The 13301-nt window shown below is 55.1% G+C and carries 10 protein-coding genes, 2 tRNA genes and 1 rRNA gene; 6 read left to right on the top strand and 7 right to left on the bottom strand.

The window, feature by feature from the left end:
- Positions 1–119: 119 nt before the first annotated feature.
- The 4 genes from STH12_RS05855 to gmhB form a co-directional block, all read right to left on the bottom strand.
- Positions 120–195, bottom strand: a tRNA-Ala gene (locus tag STH12_RS05855).
- 119 nt (positions 196–314) lie between these two features.
- Positions 315–391: transfer RNA gene (locus STH12_RS05850), tRNA-Ile, on the bottom strand.
- Between the two features lie 71 nt (positions 392–462).
- Positions 463–2007 (bottom strand): 16S ribosomal RNA (locus tag STH12_RS05845).
- Positions 2008–2292: 285 nt separating this feature from the next.
- Positions 2293–2850, bottom strand: a complete 558-nt coding sequence (gene gmhB / locus STH12_RS05840; protein ID WP_126166690.1) for a D-glycero-beta-D-manno-heptose 1,7-bisphosphate 7-phosphatase — start codon at positions 2848–2850, stop codon at positions 2293–2295.
- A 163-nt stretch (positions 2851–3013) separates the two neighbouring features.
- Between gmhB and STH12_RS05835 the strand changes: the two genes are divergently transcribed.
- A complete protein-coding gene (locus STH12_RS05835; RefSeq protein ID WP_237158762.1) occupies positions 3014–4360 on the top strand; it encodes an aminopeptidase P N-terminal domain-containing protein in 1347 nt (448 codons plus the stop codon).
- A gap of 71 nt (positions 4361–4431) precedes the next feature.
- Here STH12_RS05835 and STH12_RS05830 read toward each other — a convergent pair whose 3' ends face one another.
- Together STH12_RS05830 and STH12_RS05825 are read right to left on the bottom strand one after the other, a co-directional pair.
- The gene (locus STH12_RS05830) at positions 4432–5712 is read right to left on the bottom strand and encodes an NAD(P)/FAD-dependent oxidoreductase (RefSeq protein WP_126166689.1); all 1281 of its coding nucleotides are present in this window, start codon (positions 5710–5712) and stop codon (positions 4432–4434) included.
- A gap of 8 nt (positions 5713–5720) precedes the next feature.
- Positions 5721–6779: a proline racemase family protein gene (locus tag STH12_RS05825; RefSeq protein WP_126166688.1), complete on the bottom strand. Its 1059-nt coding sequence runs from the start codon at positions 6777–6779 to the stop codon at positions 5721–5723.
- A 202-nt stretch (positions 6780–6981) separates the two neighbouring features.
- Here STH12_RS05825 and dapA point away from each other — a divergent pair, with 202 nt between their 5' ends.
- From dapA to STH12_RS05800, 5 genes are all read left to right on the top strand, one after another.
- Entirely contained in the window at positions 6982–7896 is a 915-nt protein-coding gene (gene dapA, locus STH12_RS05820; protein ID WP_126166687.1) for a 4-hydroxy-tetrahydrodipicolinate synthase, read from the top strand.
- A 105-nt stretch (positions 7897–8001) separates the two neighbouring features.
- Positions 8002–9003 carry a 4-hydroxyproline epimerase gene (locus STH12_RS05815; protein ID WP_126166686.1) on the top strand — a complete coding sequence of 334 codons (1002 nt, stop codon included), beginning with the start codon at positions 8002–8004 and terminating at the stop codon, positions 9001–9003.
- A gap of 44 nt (positions 9004–9047) precedes the next feature.
- Positions 9048–10595, top strand: a complete 1548-nt coding sequence (locus tag STH12_RS05810) for an aldehyde dehydrogenase (NADP(+)) (RefSeq protein ID WP_126166685.1) — start codon at positions 9048–9050, stop codon at positions 10593–10595.
- A gap of 113 nt (positions 10596–10708) precedes the next feature.
- Positions 10709–11380 carry a GntR family transcriptional regulator gene (locus STH12_RS05805; RefSeq protein WP_126166684.1) on the top strand — a complete coding sequence of 224 codons (672 nt, stop codon included), beginning with the start codon at positions 10709–10711 and terminating at the stop codon, positions 11378–11380.
- Positions 11381–11468: 88 nt separating this feature from the next.
- Positions 11469–12533, top strand: coding sequence for a ketoacyl-ACP synthase III (locus tag STH12_RS05800; RefSeq protein ID WP_126166683.1), 1065 nt, complete (start codon positions 11469–11471; stop codon positions 12531–12533).
- A 125-nt stretch (positions 12534–12658) separates the two neighbouring features.
- On the opposite strand, the gene STH12_RS05795 is transcribed toward STH12_RS05800, so the two are convergent.
- On the bottom strand, positions 12659–13249 hold the full coding sequence (locus STH12_RS05795) for a hypothetical protein (protein ID WP_126166682.1): 591 nt from the start codon (positions 13247–13249) through the stop codon (positions 12659–12661).
- Positions 13250–13301: the final 52 nt, after the last annotated feature.

The following is a 13301-nucleotide window of genomic DNA, read 5'->3' as shown; positions in this document are numbered from 1 at the left end:
TACTATCAGCTTTCCAAATTGTTAAAGAGCGGGCTTAAAAAAGCCAAAGATAAATTCATCACTTATCTTTGGCGTCTCTATCCTTGGGACTTATGTCCTGAGACTCACATATTGAATAGTGGTGGAGCTATGCGGGATCGAACCGCAGACCTCCTGCGTGCAAAGCAGGCGCTCTCCCAGCTGAGCTATAGCCCCGTTTCTGCAATATGCAGTCTGAAACAAATGCTGTATTAATCTTCGCTTATGCGCGGCGTAAAGTGAGGAAGTTTACTGGTGTAAACGACGAGCTTTACAACAAAGCAAAAGCGGAGATTTGGTGGGTCTGAGTAGACTCGAACTACCGACCTCTCGCTTATCAGGCGAACGCTCTAACCACCTGAGCTACAGACCCATCGCATTTGTCTCTTTATCTTCTATCAAGCAATCTGTGTGAACACTCAGCAGGATAATGTGTCGCTTAGGTAAGGAGGTGATCCAGCCCCAGGTTCCCCTAGGGCTACCTTGTTACGACTTCACCCCAGTCATGAACCACACCGTGGTAAACGCCCTCCCGAAGGTTAAGCTATCTACTTCTGGTGCAGCCCACTCCCATGGTGTGACGGGCGGTGTGTACAAGGCCCGGGAACGTATTCACCGTGGCATTCTGATCCACGATTACTAGCGATTCCGACTTCATGGAGTCGAGTTGCAGACTCCAATCCGGACTACGACCGGCTTTATGAGATTAGCTCCACCTCGCGGCTTCGCAACCCTCTGTACCGACCATTGTAGCACGTGTGTAGCCCTACTCGTAAGGGCCATGATGACTTGACGTCGTCCCCACCTTCCTCCGGTTTATCACCGGCAGTCTCCCTAAAGTTCCCGGCATTACCCGCTGGCAAGTAAGGATAAGGGTTGCGCTCGTTGCGGGACTTAACCCAACATTTCACAACACGAGCTGACGACAGCCATGCAGCACCTGTCTCAGAGTTCCCGAAGGCACCAATCCATCTCTGGAAAGTTCTCTGGATGTCAAGAGTAGGTAAGGTTCTTCGCGTTGCATCGAATTAAACCACATGCTCCACCGCTTGTGCGGGCCCCCGTCAATTCATTTGAGTTTTAACCTTGCGGCCGTACTCCCCAGGCGGTCTACTTAATGCGTTAGCTTGAGAGCCCAGTGTTCAAGACACCAAACTCCGAGTAGACATCGTTTACGGCGTGGACTACCAGGGTATCTAATCCTGTTTGCTCCCCACGCTTTCGTGCCTGAGCGTCAGTCTTTGTCCAGGGGGCCGCCTTCGCCACCGGTATTCCTCCAGATCTCTACGCATTTCACCGCTACACCTGGAATTCTACCCCCCTCTACAAGACTCTAGTCTGCCAGTTCGAAATGCAGTTCCCAGGTTGAGCCCGGGGCTTTCACATCTCGCTTAACAGACCGCCTGCGCACGCTTTACGCCCAGTAATTCCGATTAACGCTTGCACCCTCCGTATTACCGCGGCTGCTGGCACGGAGTTAGCCGGTGCTTCTTCTGTGGGTAACGTCACAGCTGTTAGGTATTAACCAACAACCTTTCCTCCCCACTGAAAGTGCTTTACAACCCGAAGGCCTTCTTCACACACGCGGCATGGCTGGATCAGGGTTTCCCCCATTGTCCAATATTCCCCACTGCTGCCTCCCGTAGGAGTCTGGACCGTGTCTCAGTTCCAGTGTGGCTGTCCATCCTCTCAGAACAGCTAGGGATCGTCGCCTAGGTGAGCCATTACCTCACCTACTAGCTAATCCCGCCTGGGTTCATCCAATCGCGGAAGGCCCGAAGGTCCCCTCCTTTCCCCCGTAGGGCGTATGCGGTATTAGCAGTCGTTTCCAACTGTTATCCCCCTCGATTGGGCAGATCCCCAGGTATTACTCACCCGTCCGCCGCTCGCCGGCAAAGATAGCAAGCTATCTTCCCGCTGCCGCTCGACTTGCATGTGTTAGGCCTGCCGCCAGCGTTCAATCTGAGCCATGATCAAACTCTTCAATTAAAGTTTTGGTCTCAATGAATTTCTGCTGTCATGCTCTGCATGAAAACTCTTTCATTGATAAAATCGTTTTGTCGACTTCATCAACCTGCGAGTATCCACACAGATTGCTTGATAAATTTTTAAAGAACCGACTGTTTCGCAGCATTGCTGTCAGTCAACGGAGGCGCATTATAGGGGCTTGGTTCGAGAGCGCAAGCCCTTTTATTGGATTAATGTGCCAAGTGGATAGATTTTAGCCGCCGACGTATTTTTTGCCAGTAAGGCGGCTTATCAATTGGAAGTGGGTTAAGACTTAAGAAACCCAGGTACATCGGCGATGCTGTCCAGCACTTTGCTGGCAAGGGCTTCACCTTCTGTGTCGACGCGCTTGCCGGTTCTCACCAAAATTTTGGTTGGGATACCCGCGGCCTCTGCAGCGCGCATATCATCGGCTTTATCACCCACCATCACGGATTTGGACAGGTCGATTTTGAGGAACTTGGCAGCAGAGACCAACATGCCAGGTTTTGGCTTACGACATTCGCAATCCTGCTTATACTCACCAATGCCTTTCTCAGGATGGTGCGGGCAGTAATAGATACCATCAAAATCCACACCCTTGTCGGCGAAGTTCCAGTCCATCCACTCAGTAAGCGTGTGGAACTCATCTTCGGAATACATGCCGCGGGCGATACCAGACTGATTGGTTACTACAACCAACTTATATCCCATGTTTTTCAAAGCAAGACAGGCCTCGAATACACCTTCAATGTATTCAAAGTCGTCCACCTTATGCACATAACCATGGTCTTTGTTGATGACGCCGTCTCTGTCGAGAAATACCGCTCGGTTCACTTCAGTCACTCCGGATTTGCAAGTGGCGCTATTATTTCACTCCTTTATCGGAAATGCACCGCCAAGATGGATGGCCGGAACAAGTTTTTCACTTGTTTTGCATATTGCATACAACTAACATGCAATCAATAAAACCTTCCCGGTTTATCCGCCCACTTTCAATGAGGATGTTATGGCCAGCCAAATGAGTTCTGCCGTTGATGCCGACCTGCACCGCGATCGTCGCCGAGCGCTGCTCGATGCCCTGCCAACAGGCAGTTTGGTGGTGATGGCAGCCTATAGCCAAAAGGTGCGCAGCAAAAATATTAAATACCACTTCCGCCAGGACAATGACTTTTTGTACCTCACCGGCTTCGCCGAGCCGGACGCCTATGCAGTGCTGTATCGTGAAGATGGTGATGACACCCTCATTCTGTTTTGCAGGCCGAGGGATAAAGACGCCGAAGTGAGCTTTGGCAAACGCTCAGGGCCACAGGGCGCTATCTGTGACTATGGCGCAGACGATGCATTTATTATCGATGAATTCGAGCCCAAACTACTTGAACTGCTCAAAGGCAAAACCCGGATTTATGTCAGTGATGAGTTAAATCGCTTGCCCAACCTCTGGCAGCTTATTAATCGCGAGCGTTTTCAAACGCCCTTTGATGTGCCCAAGGCCTACCGGCAGCTCTCGGCGCTCGCTTCCGTGCTGCACCCAATGCGGGTGATTAAGTCTCAGGCCGAAATTGGCCTTATTCGCCATGCGGTCAATGCCTCCATTGCTGGCCACAAGGCACTGATGCAGGCCGCTGCCCCGGGAGTAAACGAAGGCGTACTCGCCGCCACCTTTATGCTTGAAATTGCCAAGCACGGCTGCGTGGATGTGGGTTACCCCAATATTGTCGCAGCCGGTAACAACGCCTGCTGCCTGCATTATGAGGAAAATTGCTGCACGGTAAATGAAGGCGAACTGATACTGGTAGATGCCGGCGCCGAGTACGGCCATTACAGTGCCGATATCACCCGCACCTTTCCCGCCACAGGTCGCTTCACCCCAGCGCAGCGGCGCATTCACAATCTGGTATTGGCCGCACTCGATGCTGCTATCGCCAGGGTACGCCCGGGCACCCGCTGGAACATTCTGTATGAAACCTGCATGGAAGTGATGGCCAAGGGGCTGATTGAACTAGGCCTGCTTCAAGGCTCGCTTGATGAGGTAATGAAAAGCGAAAGCTACAAACGCTTCACTGTGCACAAAACCGGCCACTGGCTCGGGATGGATGTGCATGATGTGGGGCCTTATCAGGATGGCAGTGGCAATTGGCGCGCGCTTGAGCCCGACATGGTGTTTACCATAGAGCCCGGCATCTATATTCCGGCCGACGCGATGGATGTACCGAGCGAGTATCGTGGCATGGGCGTGCGGATTGAGGACGATATGCTGGTCACTGAAGACGGCTGTGAAAACCTCTCGGCTGCCTGCCCGCGCAGCACAGATGAGATTGAAGCCTTTATGGCTGGTCGTATCACGGCAGGATAAACTGCTGCAAACATTAAAAAGGCGACCAGTTGGTCGCCTTTAGCTTTTAACATTCCAGCTTTCTAGCTGCCTTAATCGAAGCGGCTCACACTGTAAGGGCTCATCTCGATGGCAGGGGTTTCACCTGTCATCAGTTGCCCCATCAGTTCGGCCGTCGTTGCCGCCCAGGTAAGCCCGAGATGTTGATGCCCAAACGCAAGAAACACCCCCGGGCTTTGGCTTTCACCCAGCACCGGCAGGCTGTCCGGCATTGAGGGCCTGAATCCCATCCAACGCTCACCATCCTCTAGGGTTGCTGCGGCGAACACCGCTGGCAGCAGCGCCCTGGCGTGGGGCAGCAAACAATCTGCACGCGCCGGTGACATGGGCGCCTCAAGGCCGCCAAATTCCACTGTGCCCGCCAAACGTGTGCCGCCGTCCATGGGGGTAATGATGAACTTTCTGTCGAACGATGCCACCGGCCGCTTGAGGCCACTTTGCTGCGGCATCATCAAGTGATAACCACGTTCGGTATCGAGCGGCACCTTATGACCCGCACTCAGTGCCAAAGGCCGTGACCAGGCGCCGGCACAAAGCAGCACCTTGTCTGCCGTAAGCTTTCTGCCATCGTCCAGCAATGCTGATGGCCCCTGCAACTGCTTAACACAGCCAAGCTCAATACTGCCACCCAGCCTGAGGAGTGTGTCTGCCAGCGCATCACAAATGGCCTTAGGGCTCGGGGTGTGGCCCACCTCGGTAAACCAGAGCGCTGCGGTAATGGCTTCGGTTAAGCTTGGCTCCAGTGCACGGGCCTCATCGCCAGTCAGCAGCTTTACCGCAACGCCCGCATCGCGGTAATGGCGAAACTCAGCGTCAATTACCTGCTTATCCCGGGTTTCAAATACCAGCAGCGAGCCATTTTCAACCAACAGCTCCGGCCTGCCACAAAACGCAAGCAGCTCACGTGTGGCCGCCATCGACCTCAGATTCAGCGCCTTGATGGCAACCCCGTTACGTTCGCGGTTTTTGCGACTCATATTGACCACAAAACGCATAAACCAGGGCAGCGCCTTATGGAAATACGCCGGGCGAATACGAAACGGCCCCAGAGGGTCCAGCAGCATGCCGGGTAACTTGGGCAGCAAGGCAGGATCGGCCAGGGGAAACACCTGCTCGGTGGCAAAATGGCCCGCATTGCCAAACGAGGCGCCCGCGGCCACGCCTTCCTTATCGATAACCGTGACCTTAAAAGCACGGCGGGCAAGCGCCACCGCACTGGCAAGCCCCACTACACCGGCACCAACCACAATAACCTGCAGAGCCTCATCGGAGGCTGTACCTGCCTGGAGGTGCTGAGATTTATCTTTACTCATCCCACACCTCAGCGCAGCAAGAAGCCGGTTTGAAAAATATCGTCCGGATGGAGCAAAAATCTATGCTCACCGGTAATAAACGCCCGACCCGATACTCGCGGGATAACGGCGCTTTTACCGTAAAAATCGCAGCTGTCGATTGCCTCAACCGTCATTTGTCCGCCCACAATGCTTTCAATCACCAGCGGCTGATTGAGCGATACATCGCCCTTGGCATGCAGCAGTGCTATCCGGCCCGCGACACCGGTTCCGGTGGGAGAGCGGTCAACCTCGCCATCGGCAAAGATGCACACATGGCGTGAATGAGTCTCCGGCACAGAAACCTTAGCGGATGTAAAAATAGTGCCGTAAAGAAAGCTTAAATCGGCTTCGAGCGGATGCTGGATAGCGAACTTCGTCATCACAGCCTGTTTTATTCGTCTGCCCCAATCTATCAGCTGGCTGACATTTTCCGGCGAGCAGTCCAGCCCCAAAATATCGGCATCCACATAGGCGTAGTAAGCGCCGCCAAAGCCGATATCAAAGTTGACGGCACCTATGCCAGGCACCTCCACGGTTAAATCCAGCGCCTCAGCAAAGGACGGCACATTGATAAAGCTGGCGCGGATTTTCCCCTCAGCATCACGTTCAGCGCGGGCGCGGATAAAGCCCGCCGGCGCGTCTATACCAATTTCTGCCACACCTCCCGGCATGGGAATGGCGCCGGTTTCGCAGTACACGGTGGCCAGAGCCAGCACCGCATGGCCACACATGCTGGAATAGCCTTCGTTATGTAAAAACAGCACGCCAAAGTCGGCGCCGGGCGTCACAGGCTCGGTGATCAGCGCACCATACATGTCCGCATGACCGCGGGGTTCAAACATCAACAGCTTGCGATAATCATCGAGTTGCGCCATCAAATGCTGACGTTTCTCCAGAATGCTGTTGCCCGGAAACGGCGGATAACCTGAGGTAATGATCCTCAGTGGCTCTCCTTCCGTGTGCGCATCCAGGGTGGTGATTTGTCGATAGCCCGAGCGCTGCTCGGCGCTCAGTGTTAAGGGTGCTGGGGCTTGCCGGGGTTCCATCGTATCCACATCCTCTTGTAATAATGTATGCAATATATAGTGACGCATGGCCAGGATTCAAATAATCTGTGATCAGCATTTTTCTGGATTGATTTATTGTATACAATATACTATAACTTATCGCAATGCCGAGCGCATCCTCTCCTTTCGCCACCGGGCAAGGGGAAAAATTAAGAAGACAAGACTAATTCGAGGTTTGAACATGAAAGTTAACTGGCAAGGTGTATATCCAGCAATTTCCACCCAATTCAATGAAGATGGCAGCATCAACTTTGAATCCAATACCCGCATGCTGGAGCAGCTGATTGAGGACGGCATCGACGGTATCATCGCTCTGGGTACCATTGGTGAAAACGCCTCTTTGAGTGCCGATGAAAAGCGTGCATTCCTCAAGCACACCGTGGGTGTGGTGAAAGGCCGTATCCCTGTGATAGCCGGTTGTACCGAAAATACTGCCCAGCTTGCCATGCAATACGTTCAGGATGTGGAAGCCATTGGCGTAGACGGCGTCATGCTGCTGCCAGCCGTGGTGTATCGTGGCACCAAGCGTGAAGTCATTACCCATTATCAGATGGTGGCCCGCGCAACCAGTCTGCCAATCATGATTTATAACAACCCGGTAAGCTACGGCGTGGATATCGACCTCGAAATGACCGCCATTCTGGCCGACGAGCCCAATATCGTGGCCATCAAAGAGTCCACCACGGATACCCGCCGCTTGACCGAACTGCAAACCCGTTTTGGCGACCGCTTTACCCTGTTCTGCGGTGTAGACGATATCGCGCTGGAATCACTGCTGCTCGGCGCCACAGGTTGGATTTCCGGCCTCACCAACGTGTTCCCCCGCGAGTCAGTGACCCTCTATAAGCTCGCCCGCGCCGGTCGCATCGAGGAAGCCCGTGAAATCTATCGCTGGTTTATGCCGCTGCTGCGCCTCGATACCATCCCTACCCTGGTTCAGTGCATTAAGTTCGCCGAGCAAATCGCCGGCCGTGGCAGTGAAAATGTGCGCATGCCACGTATGACGCTGATTGGTGATGAGCGCGCCTACGTCGAGAAAGTTGTAGGTGAAGCCATGGCAAAGCGCCTGGATCTGACCAAGTACAATCTGGATTGATCCCAAGATGCCGGTCCACATGGTTGATGGCAAACTCAAGCTGCCCTTCGCCATGTGGATTGGCACAAAGAGCCATAATAACTAGATAACCGGAGCTCAACGGCCATGATGAAAGGAACATTTTTCTGCGTCGATGCACACACCTGCGGTAACCCGGTGCGGCTGGTCACCAGTGGCCACCCTAACCTTGCAGGCCGCACCATGAGTGAAAAGCGTCAGGATTTCCTCGCCAATCACGACTGGATCCGCAAAGCATTGATGTTCGAGCCACGCGGCCATGACATGATGTCAGGCTCATTTCTTTACCCGCCCTGCTCTGACAATGCCGACGCCTCGATTCTGTTTATCGAGACCAGCGGCTGTTTGCCTATGTGCGGCCACGGCACCATAGGCACCATCACCGCCGCCATCGAAACCGGGCTGCTGAAACCAAGAACCCCCGGCAAACTGGTGCTGGATGTGCCCGCCGGTCAAATCGAGATTGACTATCAGCAAACCGGCGCCAAGGTCGATTGGGTACGCATTTACAACGTGCCGGCGTATCTCGCCCACAAAGACGCGATTCTCGATATTCCGGGTCTTGGTACCCTCAAGGTGGATGTGTCCTACGGCGGTAATTATTACGTGATTGTCGACCCACAGGCGAACTTCCCCGGGCTGCGTCACTGGAGTGCGGCGGATATTCTGCGCTGGAGCCCGATTGTGCGTCAGGTGGCCCACGAAACCCTGAGCTGCATTCACCCCAACGACCCAACGGTACGCGGTGTTAGCCACGTGCTGTGGACTGGCGACACCATCAGCGAAGGCTCAGACGGCGCCAATGCGGTGTTTTATGGTGATAAAGCCATTGACCGCTCACCCTGCGGCACAGGTACCAGCGCCCGATTGGCGCAGCTGTACGCCCGCGGCAAACTCAAGGTGGGCGACAGCTACACCCACGAGAGCATTATCGGCAGTCAGTTTATCGGCCGTATCGAGTCCGCCACCAAGGTGGGCGACTATGATGCGATTCGTCCCAGTATTCAGGGCTGGGCCCAGGTGTTCGGTCAAAACGCCATCACGGTGGATGACGCCGACCCCTACGCCTTTGGCTTCCAGGTGGTGTAACCCTCGGGCGCACACCTCCTGGGCTTATTTAAAAAGGATCTCCTATGACTACTGACCTTTGTGGCCTTAACTTTTTTGGCCATCAATGGCAGGGAAAGGAAGCGGGCTTTGCCCGCTTCAACCCGCAAACCAATGAGCAGCTGCCCGAACGTTTTGCCGAGGCCGATGCCAGTGACGTAAATGCCGCAGCGCTCGCAGCCGAGCAGGCATTCTGGGCCTATCAGCAAACATCAGATACACAGCGTGCAGCGCTGCTTAATGCCATCGCCAACGAACTTGAGCAGGATGCTGAACTTATCGTGCCCATGGCCATGCTCGAATCCGGCTTGCCGGAAGCACGCATTCGCGGCGAGCTTGGCCGCACCACAGGTCAGCTCAGACTGTTCGCCGCCGTGCTTACTGAGCCCTATGATACGTTTTTGATGGATGAAGCCAACCCTGGCCGCACACCGCTGCCCAAGCCGGAACTCAAGCTTGGACAATTGCCGCTCGGGGTAGTAGCAGTATTTGGTGCATCCAACTTCCCACTGGCGTTTTCCACTGCCGGCGGTGATACAGCCTCGGCCCTCGCCGCAGGTTGCGCCGTTATCGTCAAAGGCCATCCGGCCCATCCGGGCACCAGCGAGCGGGTAACCCGCGCCATCGCGCGAGCCATCGACGCCACCGGCATGCCAAAGGGGCTGTTTTCGCTGCTGCAGGGCGCAAGCCCTGCGCTTTCCACCGCACTGGTCGAGCACCCTTTGGTTAAAGCCGTCGGCTTTACCGGCTCGCTCAAGGTAGGCCGTATACTGGCGGACCGCTGCGCCCTTCGCCCTGAGCCAATTCCATTTTACGGCGAACTTGGCTCTGTGAATCCCCAGCTGCTGTTGCCGGGTAAACTGGCCGCGGATGCGACCTCACTGGCTGAGGCCCAGGTCAACTCGATGATGATGGGCCACGGCCAGTTTTGCACAAGCCCCGGGCTTATCATCACAGTTAAAGGTGCCGGGCTTGATACTTACCTTGCTGCCCTGGTGGACAACCTGACCGCCCAGAGCGCCAACGCCATGTTAAGCCAGGGAATTTGTCACGCTTACAACAGCGCGGTGGAGACCATGCTCAGCGAGGTGGATATTCTTGCCCAGGGTCAGGCGGCGCAGGCGGCGCACCAAAGTCGGCCACTGCTGGCAAAAATCAGCGCAGCCAAGCTGATGGCAAAACCCGAGCTGCTCGATGAAATCTTTGGCCCCTTCGCCCTGGTGGCGATATGTGAGTCCCACGCCGAGTTACAGGCCCTGGTTGCCGCCCTGCCGGGGCAGCTTACCGCCAGTGTTCACGGCCAGGAGGACGAAGTGGCAGCCTTTGCAGATATCATTCAGCGGCTTAGTTTTAAAGTCGGCCGGATCATCTTTAATCAGATGCCCACCGGCGTGGAAGTCGCTCGGGCAATGAACCACGGCGGCCCTTACCCGGCCAGTACCGACAGTCGCAGCACCTCAGTTGGCACCGAGGCGATGAAGCGCTTTGTACGCCCCATCTGCTATCAGAACATGCCCGATAGCCTGTTACCCGAGGCGCTGAAATCCACCTCAACGCGCCTGAAGCGATTCTGACGCGAGTAACAGTTGAGCAAAATGATAAAGGGAAACCCATGGTTTCCCTTTATTTATGCATTCTTTGGCGGTAATCTTAGGCGATCAAAATATCTCGGTATAAAGAATAAGAAATGAGTCGAAACACGCCTATCGTTCATAAAACTCGCACTCAGGTCGTGGTAGAGGTGCTTAGGGAAAAGATCCTCTCGGGGGAGATCGCCGCCGGGGAGCCGCTGCGTCAAAGCGCATTGGCCGAGGAGCTGAACGTCAGCCGTATTCCGGTTCGGGAAGCCTTGCTGCAACTCGAAGCCGAAGGGCTGGTGAAATTCGAGGCCCACAAGGGCGCTACCGCCACTGAGCTGTCTGCCGCTCAGGTGACCGAATTGTTTGAACTCAGGGCGCTTATCGAGACAGATCTGCTTGCAAAAGCCATCCCGAATCTGCAAGATGAAGACCTGATCCAAGCGGAAAAAGTGCTGGAACAGCTTGAGTCTGCGTTTAAGCAGGAAGATGCCATTGGCAGTTGGGCTGAGCTTAACACCAAGTTCCACACCACCTTGTATCAGGCTGCCGACCGTCCCCACACGCTGGAAGTGGTGCACGGCCTGAACACCAACTGTGACCGTTACATTCGTCTTCAGTTGCTGCTGACCGGCGGGATCCCGCGGGCCGAGCAAGACCACAGAGATCTGCTGAGCTATTGCAAGCAGAAAGAAACCGACAAGGCTGTTGCCCTGCTGCGCGAGCACATTCTGCACGCCGCTGGCTCTATTCGCGATCTCGTCGCGGAACAGGTGAAATAATCAGGGACGACACGCTTACGCCACAAGCTTTGTTGTCGGATATACAAGGCAGGCCACTGGCTCTGCCTTTTTTGTTTGAGAGATTTTTATGCAGTACGCCACCATTACCGGCTGGGGCAAATGTGTACCCCCTGCCGTACTGACCAACCACGATCTGGCCACCTTTATCGACACTTCCGATGAATGGATTAAGCCCAGAACCGGGATCAGTCAGCGCCATGTCAGCCATGTAAACACTTCCGAGCTTGCCAGTTTGGCCGCCAAGCGTGCCCTCGCCGCAGCCGGTATCGACGGCAGCGAGCTGGACATGATTATTCTGGCCACCGCGAGCCCGGATACTCTGATCCCCAACATTGCCTCTACCGTGCAGGCCAATGTGGGTGCCCGCTGCGCCGCCTTCGATATCAACGCCGCCTGCTCGGGCTTCCTGTATGGCCTTGGCCTTGCCAGCTCGCAAATTAAAAGCGGCCAGTGCAAGAAGGTGCTGGTTGTTGGCGCTGAGCGCCTGACCTTTTATTTGGACTGGTCTCGCCGCGAAACCGCCGTACTCTTCGGTGATGGCGCCGGCGCTGTGGTGGTTGAAGCCAGCGATGTCCCCGGCGGCGTGCTGGGCTATGAGCTCAATAACGACCCCGATGGCCGCGATATCCTCAAAGCCGGTTTCGGCACCGCCATGGACAGATTCAGCCCCGAATCACTGGATTTTTACATCCAGTTTGATGGCCAGGAAATCTTCAAGCGTGCCATTAACGGCATGGGCAAACTCAGTGCTCAGGTGCTGGAGAAATGCGGCCTGTCGAAAGACGATGTGGATTTGGTGATCCCCCATCAGGCCAACGAGCGCATTATCGACACCCTGGTGAGCAAGATGCGTATTCCAAAGGAAAAAGCCTTTGTGAATATCGCCAACTACGGCAACACCTCTGCAGCCACTATCCCTATCGCCATTTGTGACGCGCTGGAAAAAGGCCTGATTAAACCGAACGATACCATTTTGTCGTGCGCCTTTGGTGCCGGTTTGACCTCAGCCGCTCTGGCACTCAAGTGGGGCGAGCGCGTGACTCCGATAGCCGTGTCCGATGCCGAGCTGCCACCCTGCGAAGAGACCGGCGTTGAACTGGTTCGCCGCGCGGTAAACTACTTCTGCAAGTAAGCCAGGCACTGGCATAGCTGCTAATTTAAAGCCACCCCAAACGGGTGGCTTTTTTGTATCTGTTCCCCGCTACCGCCCACTGATGCAACCAACTGATGCGCCACTGACCCGCTCAAAGTCAGCACTTATTCGCTCAGATAGTCGAGTCTCGCCTCATCCCAGTAAATTGCCTTGCCGTAAAACCTCGCCACCAGAGCGTTCAGATCGCTGAAACCATGGATTTCTCTGTCCTCAGCACCGATACAGCCCCACACAAACCTATGACAGTTGTTCTCAAGCAGGTCGTACTCACGGTACTGATACAAGGCCTCGGCCGCGCGCTCGGCCGCCATTTCGTGGGCCAGACATTCATGGTTGGCATCGGCCGCAACGAAAATATGGCTGCCGGTACGGCCATGCAGAAAACGCTGGGCCGATACCGCACGAATAAGGCCGCTGCCGTGCAGTTCAGCTATCAAGCCATCACCGAGATAAATACCGGTGTGCTCTATCACCCCGTAGACATAGCAGCACATCAGCGCACCCGGGGTTGGGGTGGTTTTCCTGCCGCCACTTTGCCAGGTGCTGGGGTGCAGCACTGTGGCCTTGTCAGTGTGCTTAAGCTCGGTCAGACCACTGGCACGCCTGCGCTGCAGCGTTTTACGCGACTCTCTGGCATCCGCCACCGCCAGCGCACCAAGTGCAGCGCCGCCAATCCACAGCAGGGGTAAAGGCATGGGCTCTCTCCCATCAGGTTCAATACATTGAGATTAAAATCAATTGCGCTGA

The organism is Shewanella khirikhana, from assembly GCF_003957745.1.
Lineage (GTDB): Bacteria > Pseudomonadota > Gammaproteobacteria > Enterobacterales > Shewanellaceae > Shewanella > Shewanella khirikhana.
The sequence above is the reverse complement of the archived record's forward strand: the minus strand, read 5'-3'. Positions and strand labels throughout refer to the sequence as shown.